The 18,811-nt window shown below is 58.7% G+C and carries 20 protein-coding genes and 2 pseudogenes; 6 read left to right on the forward strand and 16 right to left on the reverse strand.

All coding sequences use genetic code 11. The features are described from left to right. Positions 1-2: 2 nt before the first annotated feature. Positions 3-1,043, forward strand: a complete 1,041-nt coding sequence (locus tag ACMUVN_RS18085; protein ID WP_132574769.1) for a long-chain fatty acid--CoA ligase — start codon at positions 3-5, stop codon at positions 1,041-1,043. After that, positions 1,027-2,280, forward strand: a complete 1,254-nt coding sequence (locus ACMUVN_RS18090) for an acyl-CoA reductase (RefSeq protein ID WP_063474003.1) — start codon at positions 1,027-1,029, stop codon at positions 2,278-2,280. Before ACMUVN_RS18085 ends, ACMUVN_RS18090 begins: the two co-directional genes overlap by 17 nt. Before the next feature lie 17 nt (positions 2,281-2,297). Here the strand turns inward: ACMUVN_RS18090 and ACMUVN_RS18095 are convergent, their stop codons facing one another. From ACMUVN_RS18095 to ACMUVN_RS18120, 6 genes are all read right to left on the reverse strand, one after another. Beyond that, positions 2,298-3,023 (reverse strand): SDR family NAD(P)-dependent oxidoreductase, encoded by a 726-nt coding sequence (locus tag ACMUVN_RS18095; protein ID WP_063474004.1) that lies wholly within the window; start codon positions 3,021-3,023, stop codon positions 2,298-2,300. Then, on the reverse strand, positions 3,007-3,312 hold the full coding sequence (locus tag ACMUVN_RS18100) for a hypothetical protein (RefSeq protein ID WP_246781270.1): 306 nt from the start codon (positions 3,310-3,312) through the stop codon (positions 3,007-3,009). The genes ACMUVN_RS18095 and ACMUVN_RS18100 overlap by 17 nt, the downstream gene beginning before the upstream one ends. A 73-nt stretch (positions 3,313-3,385) precedes the next feature. Beyond that, the gene (locus tag ACMUVN_RS18105) at positions 3,386-5,038 is read right to left on the reverse strand and encodes a GMC family oxidoreductase (protein ID WP_414815355.1); all 1,653 of its coding nucleotides are present in this window, start codon (positions 5,036-5,038) and stop codon (positions 3,386-3,388) included. Continuing rightward, entirely contained in the window at positions 4,978-5,424 is a 447-nt protein-coding gene (gene fabZ, locus ACMUVN_RS18110) for a 3-hydroxyacyl-ACP dehydratase FabZ (protein WP_174824469.1), read from the reverse strand. Before fabZ ends, ACMUVN_RS18105 begins: the two co-directional genes overlap by 61 nt. A gap of 465 nt (positions 5,425-5,889) precedes the next feature. Next, positions 5,890-6,555 carry a class I SAM-dependent methyltransferase gene (locus ACMUVN_RS18115; RefSeq protein WP_063474007.1) on the reverse strand — a complete coding sequence of 222 codons (666 nt, stop codon included), beginning with the start codon at positions 6,553-6,555 and terminating at the stop codon, positions 5,890-5,892. 127 nt (positions 6,556-6,682) lie between these two features. Further along, positions 6,683-7,564 (reverse strand): alpha/beta hydrolase, encoded by an 882-nt coding sequence (locus tag ACMUVN_RS18120; RefSeq protein WP_132574771.1) that lies wholly within the window; start codon positions 7,562-7,564, stop codon positions 6,683-6,685. A 48-nt stretch (positions 7,565-7,612) separates the two neighbouring features. Here ACMUVN_RS18120 and ACMUVN_RS18125 point away from each other — a divergent pair, with 48 nt between their 5' ends. Then, on the forward strand, positions 7,613-7,786 hold the full coding sequence (locus ACMUVN_RS18125; protein ID WP_244604819.1) for a hypothetical protein: 174 nt from the start codon (positions 7,613-7,615) through the stop codon (positions 7,784-7,786). A gap of 70 nt (positions 7,787-7,856) precedes the next feature. Here the strand turns inward: ACMUVN_RS18125 and ACMUVN_RS18130 are convergent, their stop codons facing one another. The 5 genes from ACMUVN_RS18130 to ACMUVN_RS18150 form a co-directional block, all read right to left on the reverse strand. Beyond that, the gene (locus ACMUVN_RS18130) at positions 7,857-8,582 is read right to left on the reverse strand and encodes an amino acid ABC transporter ATP-binding protein (protein WP_047613813.1); all 726 of its coding nucleotides are present in this window, start codon (positions 8,580-8,582) and stop codon (positions 7,857-7,859) included. Beyond that, entirely contained in the window at positions 8,560-9,219 is a 660-nt protein-coding gene (locus tag ACMUVN_RS18135; RefSeq protein WP_063474010.1) for an amino acid ABC transporter permease, read from the reverse strand. Before ACMUVN_RS18135 ends, ACMUVN_RS18130 begins: the two co-directional genes overlap by 23 nt. After that, the gene (locus ACMUVN_RS18140; protein ID WP_047616948.1) at positions 9,216-9,887 is read right to left on the reverse strand and encodes an amino acid ABC transporter permease; all 672 of its coding nucleotides are present in this window, start codon (positions 9,885-9,887) and stop codon (positions 9,216-9,218) included. Before ACMUVN_RS18140 ends, ACMUVN_RS18135 begins: the two co-directional genes overlap by 4 nt. Before the next feature lie 80 nt (positions 9,888-9,967). Further along, complete coding sequence (locus tag ACMUVN_RS18145; RefSeq protein WP_132574773.1) at positions 9,968-10,753, reverse strand: transporter substrate-binding domain-containing protein; 786 nt, start codon at positions 10,751-10,753, stop codon at positions 9,968-9,970. A gap of 3 nt (positions 10,754-10,756) precedes the next feature. After that, entirely contained in the window at positions 10,757-11,500 is a 744-nt protein-coding gene (locus tag ACMUVN_RS18150; RefSeq protein WP_063474012.1) for a GntR family transcriptional regulator, read from the reverse strand. A 210-nt stretch (positions 11,501-11,710) separates the two neighbouring features. On the opposite strand from ACMUVN_RS18150, the pseudogene ACMUVN_RS18155 reads away from it, so the two are divergent. Both ACMUVN_RS18155 and ACMUVN_RS18160 read left to right on the forward strand, forming a co-directional pair. Then, positions 11,711-11,842 (forward strand): annotated as a pseudogene (locus ACMUVN_RS18155) (prevent-host-death protein); the annotation flags it as partial. Further along, a pseudogene (locus tag ACMUVN_RS18160) lies at positions 11,839-12,269 on the forward strand (type II toxin-antitoxin system VapC family toxin). The pseudogenes ACMUVN_RS18155 and ACMUVN_RS18160, both read left to right, overlap by 4 nt. Positions 12,270-12,458: 189 nt before the next feature. On the opposite strand, the gene ACMUVN_RS18165 reads toward ACMUVN_RS18160, so the two are convergent. The 5 genes from ACMUVN_RS18165 to ACMUVN_RS18185 form a co-directional block, all read right to left on the reverse strand. Beyond that, positions 12,459-13,229, reverse strand: coding sequence for an amino acid ABC transporter ATP-binding protein (locus ACMUVN_RS18165; protein WP_132574775.1), 771 nt, complete (start codon positions 13,227-13,229; stop codon positions 12,459-12,461). 12 nt (positions 13,230-13,241) lie between these two features. Next, the gene (locus tag ACMUVN_RS18170) at positions 13,242-13,901 is read right to left on the reverse strand and encodes an amino acid ABC transporter permease (protein WP_132574777.1); all 660 of its coding nucleotides are present in this window, start codon (positions 13,899-13,901) and stop codon (positions 13,242-13,244) included. Between the two features lie 6 nt (positions 13,902-13,907). After that, a complete protein-coding gene (locus tag ACMUVN_RS18175) occupies positions 13,908-14,570 on the reverse strand; it encodes an amino acid ABC transporter permease (RefSeq protein WP_047613797.1) in 663 nt (220 codons plus the stop codon). A 118-nt stretch (positions 14,571-14,688) separates the two neighbouring features. After that, positions 14,689-15,528 carry a transporter substrate-binding domain-containing protein gene (locus ACMUVN_RS18180; protein ID WP_132574779.1) on the reverse strand — a complete coding sequence of 280 codons (840 nt, stop codon included), beginning with the start codon at positions 15,526-15,528 and terminating at the stop codon, positions 14,689-14,691. 594 nt (positions 15,529-16,122) lie between these two features. After that, complete coding sequence (locus tag ACMUVN_RS18185; RefSeq protein ID WP_063474015.1) at positions 16,123-17,508, reverse strand: FAD/NAD(P)-binding protein; 1,386 nt, start codon at positions 17,506-17,508, stop codon at positions 16,123-16,125. Between the two features lie 369 nt (positions 17,509-17,877). Between ACMUVN_RS18185 and cysE the strand changes: the two genes are divergently transcribed. Beyond that, positions 17,878-18,726 carry a serine O-acetyltransferase gene (gene cysE, locus ACMUVN_RS18190; protein WP_063474016.1) on the forward strand — a complete coding sequence of 283 codons (849 nt, stop codon included), beginning with the start codon at positions 17,878-17,880 and terminating at the stop codon, positions 18,724-18,726. The last annotated feature ends 85 nt before the right edge of the window (positions 18,727-18,811 follow it).

An 18,811-nucleotide genomic window follows, 5' to 3' on the forward strand; every position in this document is an offset into this window, starting at 1 on the left:
CCATGGCTATGGACGACCAACTCGCCAATGATCCTGTTGTGTTCCTGAACGAAATCAATTTGTTGACCGAGCACCACAAGGCTTATTGCGATCTTTACGGTCATTATGTGCACACGATGTTCGGCGACCGCGCGGCGACGTCGCTCGCCGAAACACCCTATCTGCCAGTCCGGGCCTTCAAGAACTTCGACCTCAAAAGCGTCCCCGATAGTGAGGTCGTCAAAATCATGACCTCGTCCGGCACGACCGGACAGGTTTCAAGGATCTATCTCGACAAGGAAACGTCACAGGCACAATCGCGCAAGCTCGTCGAGGTCTTCTCGATCGCCTTCTCGAAAAGCCGCTTCCCGATGCTTGTCATCGATGCGGAGAACACTGTTGCCGACCGCCGAAAATTTTCCGCGCGCACGGCGGCGATCAATGGTTTCAGCATGTTCTCAAGAGGACGCGATTTCGCGCTCGACGACGAACTTTCCGTCGACATCGATCGCGTGCAGGCCTTCGCCGAAAGCAATCGCGACAACCGCATCTTCATCTTCGGTTTCACTTCTATGGTCTGGTTGAACTTTGTTCAGATGCTGCGCCGCCAGAATGTGCGGCTCAACCTGTCAAACAGTTTCCTGCTGCACGGCGGCGGATGGAAGAAACTCGCCGATCAGAAGATCTCGGATGCGATGTTCAAGGACGAGGTCCGCGAATGGACCGGCTGTAGCGACATACGGAATTATTACGGCATGGTCGAGCAAACGGGTACGATCTTCATGGAGTGCGAACACGGCAATATGCATGCCGCACCCGGCTCCGATGCCCTCATTCGCGATACTTCGTCGCTCGATGCGCTCCCGCACGGCCGGGAAGGCCTTATCCAGGTCTTCTCCTCCATCCAGAAGAGCTATCCGGGCCACTCGTTGCTGACGGAGGATGTCGGCTTCACGCTCGACGGCGCATCCTGCTCCTGCGGCAATCGAAACACGATCGTCAAAATCAACGGCCGACTGCAGAAGGCGGAAATTCGAGGATGCAGCGATGCCTATAATTCGTGACGACAGGTTCGAAGCGGGCGACTGGCTGAAGCAATTCGATCTTTCGTCACGCCACGCTTTCTTCGATGAGCGGGTTGTCGATTTTCTGCATGAGCTTTCCCGTCGTCTGATGAAGGACAACGATGCCCGGCATTATCCGGACCTCGTTACCTTCGCCTATTTCTGCCGCAAGGCGAATCTGCGGACACTCTCGCAGCAATATCGAGATGCAGAATATCGCAGTGGATGGGGTACTGTGGCCCATATCGCGCCATCCAATATTCCCGTCAATTTCGCCTTCTCGTTGGTCTTCGGCATGCTGTCCGGCAATTCGAACATTGTGCGCATGCCGAGCAAGGCGTTTCCACAGAACGATATCTTCTTGCGGGCATTCGACGGCGCTGCAGAGTCGGAAACATTCCGATCGATCGCAGTTGGCAATGTATTCATCCAGACGGCGCGGGGAAGTGCCAAGCTCAAGGAGATCGTTGCAGCGGTTGATGGCCTGACAGTTTGGGGAGGCGACGCGACCGTCGCCGAATTCCGCTCGCTGCCGAAGAAGCCTCGATCCGTCGAGCTTTATTTTCCGGACCGGACATCATCGGCCGCGATCGACGCCAGCGCCTATTCCGCGCTTGAGACGGAACAGAAGACGAAACTGGCGCGAGATTTCTTCAACGACACCTATCTGGTCGACCAGAATGCCTGCTCCTCGCCAAGTCAGATCTTCTGGCTTGGGGAACCGGCCGCGATCGCCAAAGCCAAGGTCGATTTCTGGCATCATCTCGACGAAGAGCTGCATCGCCAGGACTTTCGTCTGGATACGGTCGCACGACTGGACAAGTTTCTCGACCTGATGAATGCAATACGCACGACCGGGGGAACCCTGGCGCTCAACCGCTATTCGCCGGATATCTGGTGCATCGGCCAATCCTTGCCGAAGGAAACGCGGCTGCGCTTCGGCCAGTTTGCAGAAATTGACGTCCAGGCGCCTTCCGACATCGCAGCGTTTCTTCGCCCGCAGGAACAGACACTGACCTATTTCGGACTGCAACCGCAGGCGCTCTTCCTCGCTCTCCAGTCGGGTTCTGCCAATCACGCGATCGACCGCATCGTCCCTATCGGCAAGGCGCTCGATATCAACCCCTTCTGGGATGGCAAGGACATTCTGTCGCTTCTATCCCGGCGCATCGAAATAGTGGAAGGGCGCGAGAATGCAGCAATATCCGCAACGGCTTTAGCGAGTTTCCAGACCTGAGCGGTTCAGCTCGCGATTCAATGCAGCCCCCTGTCCAGCCGCAGGATCTGTCCGGTCATCTTTGATGATGCATCGGACACCAGATAGGCGACAAGTTCGGCCACGTCGGCCGCTTCGACCACTTCCTGCAATGCCGATCGCTCATCCAACGCTGTTCTTGCTTTCTCGTCCATCTGAAGAGCCATATCGGTTTCGACCACCGCGGGCGCAATGGCGTTGACGCGAATCCCGAATGGCCCCAACTCGGTCGCCATCACCTTTGTGGCGTGGATCAGCGCAGCTTTGCTGCCCCCATAAGCGAGCGTTCCCGCGTCTGAAAGCAGTCCGGCGGTCGATGCGATATTGACGATGGAGCCCGCCTTCGCGCGTACCATTCTCTTCGCCACATATTGAGAAAACAGAATCTGGTTGAAGTAATTGACGTCGAATATCCGTTTCAGATCCTGGATCGAAGCCATCGAAAACAGCCCGCCCGCAGCGACACCAGCGCAATTCACCAGCGCATCGATGCGCTGGTATTGCCGGTGAAGTGCCTGTGCACATTCCTTCACCGAATTCGGGTCGGCGAGATCGAGCTGGAAGAAGCGGACATCGCCTTCATCCCCCGTCGGAAGTGCGGGAGACGGATGGCGGCTGCAGGCAGCGACTGAAAAACCGTCCCCGACCAGCTTCCGAACAACGGCGAGACCTATACCTCTGCTGCCGCCTGTTACGACCGCAACGCGTTCAGGATCGTTCGGCATCTGCAAGCCCTCCGCAATTGGCGATCACCGGTTCCAGGAGATCATAGTCGATATCGTCCATAACGGTCCGGTTCGGGAAAAGCGGAACCGGTTTGCCGGTGAGAGCCTTGGAGACGGCCGGCGTCGAAAAATAGAGGACCACCGCTTGCTCTGTGAAATGATCGACCAGATCCGGTGCGCCACTTCGCAGCGCCTTGAGCAGGACATTGACGTCCTCCGGCCATGCGGCCTCCGTCTCCTTCAGAATCAATGCATCAATCTCGGCCAGACCGGCAAACCGCTCTTCCAAGCGCGCGGCCGCAATTGCATCGAATGCCGGGACCGACCTTTCTGGTTCACCGGGAAACATCCTTGCCAGCAGTTTATAGAATGGTCTGTCTGACACGTTCATCGATACGATCCGAAAGGAGAAGGGCAACTGCCTGAATGGTATTGGCAGGATTAACGCAGGAACCGGTGACGAAGACGCTGGAGTCGATCACGTAGAGGTTGTCGGTATCGTGAACTTTTCCCGATGGATCGACGACGGAGTGCTGCGGATCGTCGCCCATCCGCGCGGTTCCGAGCAGATGCCATCCGGTGTTGCGGACCGGGCCATAGGCCGAGCTTCTCACGGCTCCCGCCGCCGCCATGAGTTCGCGCCCGCGGGTCATGCCGCGCACCATCATCTTTTTCGTATTTTCGTGCAGCTTGTAGTGAACCTTGATGCCCGGATCTCCGAAACGATCCTGTCGTGTTTCGTCCAGCTCGATCCTATTCTCCACCTCCGGCAGATCTTCGCAGATGATCGCCACAACGAGTTGCTTGCCGTAGAGCGCATCGAAATCGCCATAGATATCGCTCCCGAAACGCAGCTTGCGTTTGCCGAGCGCAGACATCGCCGTCTCGACAGGGCCTGTCCCCCGCAATGCATGCATCATATAACCAAGCTTATGCCCCGCCTCTTGCGAACGGTAAAACTGCAGGCTGTAAAGCATGCACCCCTGCGGGCCGGCGTCCGTGTCCATCCGCTCGGCAAAGATGCCTTCCACATAACCAAGCGGATGGATCATCAGATTGCGGCCGACGAGACCCATCGTATTGCCGATCCCTGTCGGGCGCTCGGCATTCCTCGAGTTGAGGAGAATGCGCGGCGTACCGATAGCGCTTGAAGCAAGGATGATGTTGTCGGCGTGAAACGCATGGCGCTCGCCGTTCGCATCAAAACCCTCGACACCATAGGCCACACCGTCCTTGACAAGGACGCGCGACACAGCGAATTCGGGAACAATCGTTAGTCCTTGCCTCAACGCATCCGTCAGATAGGTATTGTCGGCACTCGCCTTGGCCCCTTGCGGGCAGCCCGTGTTGCAAGGGCCAAGGTTGAGACAGGCACTGCGCCCGCCCTTGTCCCGCGTGGCGATTGCGGCAAAGCTTGGCCACCAGTGCCAGCGTTTTTCATTGAACGCCCGAGCGAGCCGGGCACCCGCCACGCCAAGCGGCACAGGCGGAAGCGCCTCCTCGATGTGCGGATAATAGGGATCGCCGACGAGACCGGACATGCCCATCTGCCGTTCGTTCAATGCGAAATACGGCATCAGTTCGGCATAGCTCAGCGGCCAGTCCTCACCGAGGCCCTCATTGGTCTTCAACGAGAAATCAGGCTCAAGAAACCGTGGAAAATGACCGGAATACAACACCGTTGAACCACCAACAGCGTTGAAGTTGCACACCGCAATCGGGGAATCTGCGTCATCAACCGGGTAATCGAAACGGTTCTGCCGTTCTGCAATTGCTGGGTTGAACTCCGCCCTCTTTCGGATCTCCCAGTCCGGGCCTGTGGATGGGTAACTGGAGGGCTCCATCCGCGGGCCGCGGTCAAGGCACAGCACCCGATATCCCTTCGACGTCAACCGCCAGGCCGCTGCCGCTCCCGCGGCCCCGGCTCCGACAATGATGAAGTGGAAACGGTCCATTACTTCGGAAGAAACTGCTCTAGGATTTCCGGTATCGTAATCAACATATCGGCCTCGCAAGCGATCGTGCCGTTGGTATAGCCCGTCGCGTGACCCTTACATATGCCGCGTCGCCAGCTGTCCACGTAAGCTTCGATCTGCAGGCACTCTCCCGGCAGAACTTCCTTGCGAAACCGCACCGTGTGCTGAAGCGCATGAGTGACCATCCCCTTCAGCCCTTCCTGCGTGGTGATCGCGACGGTGAGCATCTGCGCCATCGCCTCAAGCTGCAGCGCGCCGGGCATGTTCGGACGGCCGGGAAAGTGGATGGGAAAATACCACTCGTTGTTGGAGAGGTTCTTGTAGCCCTTTGCATATTTACCTGGCTCGACATCGGTGACGCAGTCGATCATCAGGAAAGGATATCGATTTGGCTGATAATCCTTCAGCGCTTCCGCGTTCAACATGAATCCCAATGTTCTTACTCCTGTCTGACAGCTAAATTCAGCATATGCGGCAGCACGATCCTGGATAAGCAATGTTCATGGATCTGACTCGCGAAGTGAAGGCGTACTGCGACTTAGCAAGCCAACCCTGCCGCAGGCTTGCGCAGAAACCCCGCCCAACTTGCGCTGCAAAGGCGCCTATAGGCTGGTTTCACCAGCCAGTGTGGCTCTCATTGAGAACGAGAACAACGGCTTATCAAAGCAAACGAACTCATGCTTCCGGAGTGCCGTCAGCTATACCGAAAATGCGATAACCGTCGATGTCATGGATTGCAATGGTGCGCCTACCAGCGCATCGGCCCGAAAATCGGAATCGATTTTCGGGCCGATGCGAGGATTGAAAGTGTTAAGGCGTCTTAGGCAGCTCGCGAAAGCTGGCTGAGGGTAAAGACAGAATGCTCGCCGGCGTTCGAGAAGCGGGGAATTTCACTCGCCCTTTCGCTTTCGCAGGACATAGCTGCTCTCGTACTCCGGCAATTGACCCAAAACATCATAATTTTCGAAAAGGCCCGCTGCACCTATTCTATCTACGGCGGGTCCTACTTCTGGTGAATGGGCAAAATCGCCATAGTCGTCGAAGACGATATACCCACCAGGTACGACAAATCGCTCATAAAGAAGGAAATCTGCCCATACATTCTCGCTCGCATGACCGCCATCGATATGCAAAATCTTGAACCGTTTGGTGGCCTGAAGCGTGCGCTCGATGGCATTTTGCGAGTAGCCTCTTACCAAAATGCAGGTTCTATAAAGAACATTGCGAAAATAATCGACTTCTTGAAGTTGTCCTGGCAATTCGAATGGATCGATTCCAACGAGTTTTGTCGAAGGCGACGAAAGCCTTTGCATAAAGGCGAGAGACTTGCCTTTCCAGACGCCGATCTCAACGATGTCTCCCTCGAGTGAGGCCACGTCGATACTGAGAAATCCCAAAAGCTTCACGTAGGAATGAAAGGACAATTCTGTTCGGGACATGTACTTGACTGGCATCGCGGCATAAGCTGCGGCAAAATCTGTCTCCAGCTTATCCCATTCGTTGTCGACGCGTGCCCGCACTGCAGGGTCCGTCATCAGCGTTATTAGACTATCCATTACCCAGTCCCCTGCCAGATTTTTACCATTTCTTCGATGTGTTATTGCTCTGATTCTGTCAATATGGAGTGCCCCCACCAACTCCCGAGGGGAGGCCATTTCGCCGATGAAGCCTTTGCAGAGAGCGTTATCTGTCGGCCAAATCCTGGACGGCGAACGCAATGCTCACCGCGCGATTGACGGCCGCCGCAAGAACCGACATATGGGTCTCGCCGGCATACAGCTCGAATTCGGTACGCAATCCGTCGGCGGTGCCGTTTAATCGCTCCGCCATCTCCCGCGCCAGGAGGACGGTCCGCTCGATCTTCCTCTTCTCCAGACGTGTCGCGGCATCCTCGTTCCGGTACTGGAAGGGTGCCAGCTCATCGCCTTCGTGTTCTCCGGCGGACAAATGCAGGAAGGATGCCTTTCCCGGTATGACTTGGCGGTTCGCCTCATTCTTGAGAATTTCACTGTTCTCCCAATAGATGGTTGGGCTGGCGGCAATCCAATTGGCAAACAGACTTGGACGCTCGAACAGGCCATAGAGAGTAAAGAGGCCGCCGAAGGAATGTCCGAAAAGCGATCGGCGCATGGGATCCAGGATCACCATCTCTGCAATCCGCGGTATAAGCTCGTGCTCGATGAAATCGAGCAGCTTGCCGGTCCCTCCGATGACAACCGGCGGACCGCCCTCAACGAAGGGCGGATAGGATTTGACCGGCGGAGGCCCTAGATCCCAAGACCGGCGGAGTGGATCATAGGGCGCGTCGCACGGATAGCCGATCGCCGCGATCACCCCCCAGCCGACATTCGTTCCCGTGGGATAAGGTGCCTGCGTGACCAAGCTGGCGACCGCGAAGGGGAAAGTGGCGTTGCCGTCGGTCAACACGAGAAACGGCCATCCTTCCGCTGGTGGTCTCTCTGCCGGAATGGACAGGAATATGCGATAGGGCTCGCCGCCCGCGACAGGAGTCAGATCGAAAAAACACGTTCCGGGCATTGAATAGACGCTGGAAGGAATGGTCATGAGAATCGCCTTGTCGATATGCGCGCCAACGGGAAGAGCCAGTACACGATGCCGAGTGAATATCTGGACGCCCTTATTCGCGAAGATATGGCACGCGAAGAAGATGGCCGCTATGCCCTATGCTCGCTGTTGCGGGCGGAAGAGGAATCCCGGCGCGGAGAAATGCTGCCCTTTTCGGCTCTGGATGCCGTCGACGCGGAACTGGATGAAGAGCTACGCTAGTGGCTCAGTGCGTTCTCATCCTGCCGGCCGACGACGCCGGCCGGCATAAGCGAGAGCATGTCGTCGTTTCTTAACTGACACCGAGGAACTGCTTCAGCTCTGCCGTCTGCGGATTGGCGAAGACTTCCTCCGGCCGGCCTGCTTCGTGGACCCGGCCCTGATGCATGAAGACGACACGGTTGCAGACGTCGCGGGCGAACTTCATCTCGTGGGTTACCATCAGCAGTGTCATGCCCTCGGCGGCAAGCTCGCGCACGACGGCCAGAACTTCGGCGACCAGTTCCGGATCGAGCGCGGAAGTGATTTCGTCACAGAGAAGGGCTGCAGGCTGCATGGCGAGCGCGCGGGCGATGGCGACGCGCTGCTGCTGGCCACCCGAGAGCTCGTCCGGATAGGCGTCGAACCTGTGGCCCAGCCCCACCCGCTCCAGCATCTTGCGGGCGGTGGCTTCGGCTTCGGCCTTCGGGGTTTTCTTGACCACGGTCTGCGACAGCATGACGTTGCCGCCGACCGTCAGGTGCGGGAAGAGGTTGAACTGCTGAAAGATCATGCCGACCTTGAGGCGCAAGGCCTTCAGATGCACTTCGTCATCGAGGAGCTGCGCGCCGGCCACGGAGATCGAGCCGTCGGTGATGGTCTCCAGGCCGTTGATGCAGCGAAGCAGGGTCGATTTTCCCGAGCCGCTCTTGCCGATAATGGCGATGACTTCGCCAGCCTCGACATCGAGATTGATGCCCTTCAGCACCTCGGTGGTTCCATAGCTCTTGCGGACTTCAGTGATTTCGATGAGCGACATTGAGCTTCCTTTCCAGGATCTGGCTGCTTTTCGACAAAGGCCAGCAGAGGGCGAAATAGATGAGGGCGACGAGCCCGTAGACGGTGAAGGGCTGGAAGGTGGCATTGGTGACCACGGTGCCGGCTTTCGACAGTTCGACGAAGCCGATGATCGAGGTCAGCGCCGTACCCTTGACGATTTGAACGGAGAAACCGACCGTGGGCGGTATGGCGACCCTCAGCGCTTGGGGCAAGATGACGTAGCGCATCTGCTGCAGCCGTCCCATGCCAAGGCTGGCAGAGGCTTCCCATTGCCCCTTGGCGACCGCTTCGACGCAGCCGCGCCAGATCTCGGCGAGGAAGGCAGCACTCCACAGGATGAGCGCCAAACCTGCGGCAAGCCAGGCCGGCACGTCGATCCCGAAGAGGCCGAGGCCGAAAAACGCGATGAAGAGCTGCATCAGCAGCGGCGTGCCCTGGAAGAGCTCGATATAATATTTCGCGATTGCCCTGAATGCCTTGCGCTTGCTGATGCGCAGGAACAGCAGCCCCAGTCCGACCACGCTGCCGCCGATGAACGAGACGAGCGAAAGCAGGATCGTCCAGCGGGTGGAGAGCAGCAGGTTGCGCAGGATGTCCCAGAGTGTGAACTCGATCATCGTGCCGCCCTCCTCGGGAAAATGAACCCGCCGACCACTCCCAGCAGCTGCCGGAGCAGGATTGCCAGGACGAGATAGATTGATGTCGAGACGATGTAGGCCTCGAAGGCGCGGAAGGTTCGTGATTGTATGAAGTTCGCCGCAAAGGTCAGATCCTCGGCGGCGATCTGCGACACGACCGATGAGCCGAGCATGACGATGACGACCTGCGACGATAGCGCCGGCCAGATGCGCTGCAGTGACGGCACGAGAACGACATGGCGGAAGGTTTCGAAGCGCGTCATGGCGAGGCTCTCGCCTGCCTCGAACTGGCCCTTCGGGGTCGCCTGGATGCCCGCACGGATAATTTCGCAGCTATAGGCGCCGAGGTTGATGACCATCGCGAGATTGGCGGCCGTCAGTTCGGGAAGCTGGAGGCCGAGCGACGGCAGACCGAAGAAGATGAAAAAGAGCTGGATCAGAAAGGGCGTGTTGCGGATCAGTTCGACATAGGTCGCAACGACAGGTTTCAGCCAGGCCGGGCCGAGTGCGCGCACCCAGGCGCAGAAGATGCCGAGGGCAATGCCGAGCACACCGCCGATCGCGATAAGCTCAAGGGTGACCAGTATGCCCTTGATGATCTCAGGGTAATATTGCAGCAGCCAGCCAAATTCGAAATGATAGCTCAAGGAATTGTCCCCTCTTGCGGTGACCGAGCGTCACGTCATCCCGCGTGCGGGCGCGGGATGACGTTGGTAAGACCGGGTCCTTAGAGATCCGACGGGAGATCAGCGCCGAGCCACTTCTGCGATATGGCGTTGAGCGATCCATCGGTTTTGGCGGCGGCGATAATGCCGTTCACCTTCTCCAGAAGCGCCGCCTGCTCCTTGTTGAGGCCGATGTAGCAGGGCGAATTCTTGATGAGGAACTTCAGCTCAGGGCGCTTGGGAGGATTTTTAGCGAGGATCGCAGCGGCCACGACGTTGCCGGTGGCGATGGTGTCGACCTGGCCGGACAGGAAGGCGGAGATGGTGCCGTTATTGTCCTCGTAGCGCTTGATCGTCGCATCGGCCGGCGCGATCTTCGTCAGTTCGAGGTCCTCCACGGCGCCGCGCGTGACGCCGATGCTCTTGCCCGCAAGATCCTCCGCCTTGGCGATCGAAAGATCGGCCGGCGCGAACACGCCATTGAAGAAGGGGGCATAGGCTGTCGAGAAATCGATCACCTTTTCGCGCTCCGCATTCTTGCCGAGGCTCGATATGACCAGATCGACTTTGTTCGTCTGCAGATAGGGGACGCGGTTGGCGCTGGTGACCGGCACGAGTTCGGTCTTGACGCCCAGCTTTTCGGCAATGAGATTGGCTACATCGATATCGTAGCCCATCGGCGCCATATCGGTGCCGACGCTACCGAAGGGCGGGAAATCCTGCGGGACGGCGACACGCAGCGTCCCGCGCGCCGTGATGTCGGCGAGAGCATCGGCATAGGACGCCGAGCCGAAGCCGAAGGTTGCAGCCAGGGTCGCGATTGCGAAGAAGAATCGTCTTGTCAGCATGTTTCAATTGCTCCTTTGAAGTTGTGATTTTTTGGGTCTGACGGTTGGGGATACGGCTCTGGGAGGAAGGGACAGGGAATTGCGCAGTTCCGAGAGCGGATCCGGACGCGCGGTGAGGTCGAGGCCCATTTCCACTTCGTCGAGATGTTCGACGGAGAGCTCCGCAGCTCTGCCGAAATCGCCCGCCTGCATCGCTTCGAAGATGCGGCAATGCCCGTCGTGAGACTGTGTCGCATGAAATTCAGACTGATAGAGCATCGAAATGAGGATCGTCCTCGCGGTGAGATCGCGCAGGATGTCGACGATGATGGCGTTCCCGCTCAATTCTGCGATGCGGATGTGAAAATCGCCCATCAAATAGGTCAGGCGCTGGCGGTCGCCGGCAGCCATGGCGCTTTTTTCCTCGTTCAAATGCGCGTCGAGAGCTTTATGTCCCTCGTCTGTCAGCACGCGCATGCTGCGCAGCAATCCGGCCTCGATGACGCGCCGCGCCTCATAGACCGCGATCGCCTCTTCGGCAGACGGCTCGACGACGAACCAGCCCCGTCTCGGACTGACATGTACGATGCCGCGTGTTTCCAGGCGCATCATGGCTTCGCGAACGCGGGTGCGGGACACGCCGAAAAGGGTTGCCAGCTGGTTTTCGCTGAGCCGCGTACCGGGCCGGATCTTGGCTGACAGAATCCCGGAAACGATCGTTTCCTCGATGGTCTTCTGCGTGGTCTCGGATGTCTGGCTATCTTGCATACAAGACAGAAAGCAAAGCGCGTGCCAAAATTCTGCGTTCAGGATTTCCAGGATATCTCGGATTCGGCGCCTGGAATTTGCACCCTGGGAATGCAGACTGAACGTAAATTGAGCGAGTGCCGGCAACTCGTTGTCAATCCGGATCGGCGCCGGCCGCCCAAAGCCCACAAAGCCCCTTCCTCTCGAAAAGCTGCTTGCGGCAAGACCGGTTCGGCCGAGGAATGGCAGCGGAAGACCGCGCGCAAGGGAACCCTTGCAGAGTTTCTGATGCAATCGCCTTTGCGTGGCGCCGATCTGGATGCCGAACGGCAGCGCGACGAACCGCGGGATCTCCAGCTGTGAGACTTCTGCCGGCCACGAACGTGCTTTCCGAGGTGACAAGGCCGCGTCCCGATACACATGCCTTACAATGGCTGGACAGCCTCGACGAGGATCGCTCGTTCATCAGCGTCGTGTCGATCGCGGAGATCCGGCGTGGCGGTGCACTGATGGCAAGCGGCCCCGGAAGCGCGACGCGCTGGCCGAATGGCTCACCCAGGACCTGCCGCAGCGCTTCGAGCAGCGCGTCATCCCTGTGGACGAGCCGGTTGCGATAGCCTGTGGCGACTTGATGGGGTTCGCAAAGCGAAGCGGACGCGGCTTGTCGTCAATGGACGGCCTGATTGCCGCCACTGCGATTGCTCACGATCTCACCCTCGCCATCCGCAATATAAAGGATTTCGAGGGCTTTGGGATCGAACTTGTCGATCCTTGGACCGAGCGCCCGTGACGATCCGCAAAGCGGAGCGCCGTGGGATTTTTCTTTGTTTATGCAAATCGTTTGCCCAAACCGCCGCGCACCTTTGGGTGACATGCATTAGAGCATTTCCGTTTTTCTCCGAATCATGGAAATGCTCTATCTCTTTGTTTTCACGCAATTCCGGACGCAAAACCGCTTCGCACTTTTGCTGGAATTGCACTAGTTGAAACTCGAGGTCTTGAGGAATTCCGCCAGCCGTTCGGTCTTCGGTTGCACGAACATCTCCTTCGGGTCGCCCTCCTCGCAAATGACGCCCTGGTTCATGAAGATGACGCGTGACGAAACGTCATAGGCAAAGCGCATCTCATGGGTGACGAGCAGCATGGTCATGCCGTCGGCGGCAAGCCCCTTGATGACCTGCAGCACTTCGCCCACCAGTTCCGGATCGAGTGCCGAGGTCACCTCATCGAACAGCATCAGCCTGGGCGACATGGCGATGGCGCGGGCGATCGCGACACGCTGCTGCTGGCCGCCGGAAAGCTGTCCGGGATAATGGTTCGCGCGGGCGGCAAGGCCGACACGGTCGAGCCATTTCTCCGCGATGGCGCGAGCGTCCGGCTTCGTCATTTTCTTGACCTTGACGAGGCCGAGCATGACGTTTTCGGCGGCGCTCATATGCGGGAAGAGATTGAACTGCTGAAACGCCATGCCGGTCAGCGCGCGCTGTCGAGCGATTTCCTTCTCGCTCTTGCGTCGCCGCGTTGTCCCTTCCGCGCGGTAGCCGATCTCCTCGCCATCGAGGCTGATCGTGCCGCCCTGGAATTCCTCCAGCATGTTGATGCAGCGCAGCAGGGTAGTCTTTCCGGAGCCGGACGAGCCGATGATGGAAATGACTTCGCCCTCCTCCACGGCGCAATCGACGCCCTTGAGGACTTCGTGGATGCCGTAAGTCTTGCGCAGACCCTTGATGTCGAGAATGGTCTTGGCCATCGGGGGAACTCCTCAGGACGGCAGGGCGGTCTTGCGCTCGACATATTTGCCGAAGTGCTCGATGCCGTAGTTGATGATGAAATAGAGACCGCCAGCCAGGAAATAGAACTGGAGACTCATGAAATTGCGGGAGATGATTTCCTGCGTGCGCAGGAGAAGCTCCGCAACGCCGATGACGGAAAGCAGCGTCGAGGCCTTCACCATCTCGGCCGCCGTATTCACCCAGGCCGGCAGGCACTGGCGCATGGCCTGCGGCCACAGCACCGAGGTGAAGGTCTGGGTAAAGGTCAGGCCGATCGCCTTGGCGGCTTCGGTTTGTCCCTTCGGGATCGCCTGAAGCGCTCCACGGACGATTTCGCCGACATGGGAGGAGCAGAAGATAGCAAGGGCGAGCACGCCTGCCGAGAACGGCCCGAGATCGAGGCCGACGGCGGCGGAGACGTAGTAGCTCGCCAGCACCAGCACGAGCACCGGCGTGCCGCGGATGATATCCGTATAGGCGCGCACGACCAGACGCAAAATGACGCCGCCGTAGACCAGCGCCAAGCCGACGAAAATGCCGAGCACGGAGCCCGCGAGGATGGCCAGCAGCGAGATCGACACGGTCACGCCGATGCCGTTCATGATGACGTAGCGGGCAATCCAGAGTTGTTCGAGAAAGGTGTAGGACATCAGGGTCTATCTCGGCAGGGCCAGACGGCGTTCGACGAAACGCATCACGGCGGCGATGAGGAAACAGGTCGCGACATAGAGGGCCGATGTGACCATCCAGGTTTCGATGACGCGGAAACTCTCGACATTGATCTTGCGGGCGGCAAAGGTCAGTTCCGGCACGGCGATGGCGGCGGCGAGCGAGGTGTCCTTGAAGAGCGAGATGATCGTCGAAGACAGCGATGGCAGCACGTTGCGCAGCATCAGCGGCGCGATGATGGAACTGCGGATCTGCATGCCCGTCAGGCCGATGGCAAGGCCCGCTTCCGTCAGTCCTCTGGGAATCGACAGCAGTCCGGCGCGGAACACCTCGGCCAGATAGGCGCCGGAATAGAGGGATAGAACCAGGACGAAGCTTTTTATCTTGTCGAGGCGCAGGCCCATCTGCGGCAGCGCAAAAAAGGCGAAAAGCACCAGGACGAGAATCGGCAGGTTGCGAATGACGGTGACATAGGCCCGGGCCGGCACGACCGCAAAGCGGCTCTTGGAGGTCAGTGCGAAGGCCACGACGAGACCGATCACGGCTCCGATCAGGATCGAGATCACCGCGAGGCCGAGACTGAGCGCAAGCCCGCTCAAAAGAAAATCGAAATTGCGCCAGACGGCCGCGAAATTCAAAGTGTAACCCATACGGGCTGCCCTTTCAGATCAGAGCGTGATGCCGAAAAGTGCGAACAGTTTTCGGACGACGTCACACTCTCACTCTTTAATCGAGCGGAGCGGGAGCAAGTCCCGCTCCGCATGGATGTTACTTGAACTCGACGGGAAAGCCGATCTGCGGCGGCGTCAGATCCTTGCCGAACCAGGTCTTGAAGGACTTGGCGTAAAAGTCGAACTCAACGCCGGTCATGGCTTCGTGCAGGGCGGTGTTGACGAAGTTCAGCCAATCCTGATCGCCGCGCTTGACGGCGCAGGCATAGGTCTGCGGGTTCCAGCCGTAGCCGGCATCCTTATAGCGGCCCGGATTCTGCGTCATGTACCAGGCGAGCGACGACTGGTCGGTGGCGACTGCATCGGCACGTCCCGACTCCAGCGCCTGGTAGATCAGGTCGACGGATTCGTACTGATCGACGGTCGCCTCCGGCAAGGCCGCATGCACCATGGCCTCGGCATAGACGTTCTGAAGGACGGAGATGGTGACGGAGGAGCCGGCGGCCTTGAGGGCGGCGTAATCGGCATACTTTCCGTCCGCTTTCAGCATCAGGCCCACGCCTTCGCGATAATAAGGAATGGTGAAGGCAACCTGCTGGGCGCGCTCGCCGGTAACGGTCATGAACTGGCAGGTGATGTCGACCTTGTCAGTGGTGATGTTCGGGATGCGGGCGTCGGAGGACTGGTTCACATAGTCGATCTTTTCAGGATCGCCGAAGAGGGCCTTGGCGATGATATGGCCCATGTCGACGTCGAAGCCCTGAAGCTTGTCGTCGGCGCTCTTGAAGTGCCAGGGCGCATTGGTGCTGCCCGTGCCGAGGACGAGGTGGCCGCGGGCCAGCACTTCATCGAGCTTGCTGCCTTCAGCCAGCGCAGGCGTGGACAACAGGGCGGCAGCGATCAGCGACAGCACGCCGGTGCGAAAGGAAATGGTCATGGCGTTCCCCTTAATGGATGTTTCCAGTTAATCCAATATACCGGACACATGTCTATTTTATTGGATGGACTTATCAAGTGCCATCAAGGAGAAATTGTCAATGGGGCATGCCGAAAAAACGCGCAGTGGCGCGCGTGGCGATTTTTTCGGCAGTGCAGCATTTCCCTCTTGTTTCAGAGGTTCACCGCCATGACCTTGCCGCCAGCGACTTGGCGGACATTGGCGGGTCTCATTTTCGGTGGGTTGATGGAGGTCGAAGATGCAGCCCTCGGAGCCGGCGCCTCGCGATCCGGCTGCCTTGCGCTTTCTCGCCATATGGTCGCGGCTAGATCGAGCTGGCCCGGAGGCTCCCGCCCTTCCCCCGATGAATCAACGCCGCTGCCGCTCGCAAGGCACGTTGATTTTGGAAAGATGCTGCCGAGCCGGAGGAACGTTATAAGCGCGCCGCCGAGTTCATCGAGATCGTCAACGCGCTCTATGATGCCAATCGACACCGATTATGTCGGAGAGGATTTCCGCTCCAATCCGGAGCTGCCGCCGCTTGCGTCACCGACAGCCATCCAGGCATCGCGAACGGCCTGACGCAGATAACGTTCACGCGTCGCCAAAGGTTTTGGCGACGTGCCGCGCTTTGGCCGTTTCGCCGATCCAGCTGTTGAGCAACGACGCAGCCGCATGGCTCTGCAAGACGATCTGAGGCACCAGATCGATATCCGGAAGACTGCCCAGGCCGAGTGGCCCCATCGCAAACAGCCCGTGCAACGCGCTCGCCTTGGTCCGCCCGAATTCGTCGACGACGATGCCGATCTCCAGTTCGTCCCGCGTTGCAAGGCCTGCAACGATAAGCGAGCGAACCAGCGGGCTATCGGTCCCGGACGGCCGGAAGCGGCAGTCTATCGTCAGATCCGCGGGAAGGACCTCGAGCCCGGCCGGCGCTGAAAACAGCACGCCGTTGGTGGCGATGCAATTCACTTTGCCCTTCCTGACGGCGATCGCGCCGCTGGCGATCGCATGATGCAGGCGCTGATAGTGCTCCGGCGGCAAGCGGTTGCGATGGCTGTCGTAAATGGCCTTCACGTGGCGTTTGAACCGCGCTCGCTCTTGTGCCGTCAATCCCGCCCAAAGATCGCGCGCACGTGAACGAAAGCCGTTCATAATGCCTTGCCATCCCGAACCTTCCAGATCGGCTTTGCTGGCGGCCTCACGCAGGAAACGGAACGCGCCGCGCAGCGTCCGCGGCATGGGTTGGTCGGTGACAACAGCTCCGACGGCGGCGGGAGCATGCGACTGAGGCAGGAAGCCCGATTCCGAGATCAACGTGACATGGGAAATCTTGGCATCCGCCAGCAAACCGAGCGCCCTGTCGACCGCATGGATGCCGCCGCCGATCACGACGGCGCTTCGCACTCCGCCGGCAGGCGCCACGTCTGTATTGTCCCGCATGCCGTAACCGGTCGCGAGAAACACGGCATCGAAGCGGGTTAGTTGCTCTCTTCCAAGGCAAACGGAATATCCCCCGTCCAGATGCCTGTCGATCGCCGTGACCGCATCCGAGCCAAACTGGACGATCACATCAGGCCGATGCGTCAGGGCTTCGGAAAAGCGTTTATACACATAGGTGCTGAAAATATCTCCGGGTACAAAGGCGTGTTCGAGACCGGCAGGATCCGAGATCAGTCGATCGCGCCATGTGTCATCCGTTTCCAGCCAGCGGCGAAAATCGTCCGGGAGTCCGGGATCGACGGAAAGGTCGCGAACGCGGCTGGTTAGCACCGTCGATGCGGGCTGACTGATGCCCTCGCCAATATCGATCTTCGCGCGCGGATCGAACATCACCAGATGGAAGGGCCGATCGACTCTCTTGAAAAGAGCGATTGCGGTCATGATCCCGGTAAAGCCCCGGCCGATGATCGCAATCCTTGCGAGATGGTCGGCATCTCGGCTCTCCGAATTCGAAGAACGTGAGGAGAGAAGAGTCATTCATTGGCTCCTTCTGCGTTGGATCGCTCGGCTCTGTATCCATCAGAACCGACCGGCCGCATAATTCTCTACTAAAACCATAGAAATTTATATCCGGAACGCAAGCACTATTCGACTTCAAGTGATGACGGCCCGGCTTTGGTGTCTGGCGAGCCTTGGCTTCCTTGCGGCTGCTCGCTTCAAGCTCTTCCCGAGCACTGGTGACGGGTGATGCGGCGACTTGGAAATAATTTCCCGTTTCTCACGAAAAAAGAGAGGAATTTTGGAGCTGCTGCGAAGATCCACGTAATTATAGACCATCTATCGAGGGCCGGATTCACCTAACCTCATGCCGGACGTCACGACGTTCGCCTGTAGAAGGAAGGTGCTATGACGGTTCCACTGGTCAGCTTGAGCAATCTGTCGACCGAGCCATCCCCCTCGCCTCAGGTTGCCGCCATATGGGAGGCTCTTTGCGCGGAGGCCGTCAATGCTTCGGCCAAGGATGCAGCACTCACGCGCGCCATGAATTCCGCCGTGCTTTATCATGCGAGTTTCGCCCAGGCGCTGGCACAGCGGGTCGCGATCAAACTGGCCAATCACGACCTCGACCATGACGAGCTGCTGGCGGTGATCGCCCAGGCGTTCATCGGCAATCGCAATATTGTCGCCGATGCCGCCGCAGACCTGACGGCGATCAAGGAGCGTGATCCGTCAAACACGGAAATCCTGACACCCTTCCTGTATTTCAAAGGCTTTGTGGCTCTGCAGGGCCAACGCGTTGCCCACTGGCTATGGCACCATGACCGCCTCCATTTGGCGCGCCATATTCAAAGCCGCATTTCCGAAGTTTTCGGCGTCGACATTCATCCCGCCGCAAAGATGGGCCGGAGCATCATGCTCGATCATGGGAGCGGCCTGGTCATCGGCGAGACAGCTATCGTCGAAGACGATGTATCGATCCTCCAGAACGTCACATTGGGAGGAACGGGTAAGGAAACCGGTGACCGGCACCCGAAGGTGCGGCGCGGCGCCCTGATCGGAGCGGGAGCCAAGATCCTCGGCAATATCGAAATCGGCGTCGGCGCCAAGGTGGGTGCAGGCAGCGTGGTCGTGAATGCCGTTTCCGATTACACATCGGTTGCCGGTATTCCGGCAAAGCAGGTGGGCAGGCGTCACTTCAACCTGCCGGGTATCACCATGGACCAAACCGTGTCCGAACCGGAGTATATGATCTAAGGGCGCGGTGCGGATATACGCTGTCCTGGATCGAGCATCCCTACTGCGCGGCGGTCCGAAAGGGATTCGACGGGAGATCGCGAAG

The sequence above is a fragment of the Rhizobium sp. IY2 genome (genome assembly GCF_047532935.1).
Taxonomy (GTDB): domain Bacteria; phylum Pseudomonadota; class Alphaproteobacteria; order Rhizobiales; family Rhizobiaceae; genus Rhizobium; species Rhizobium anhuiense.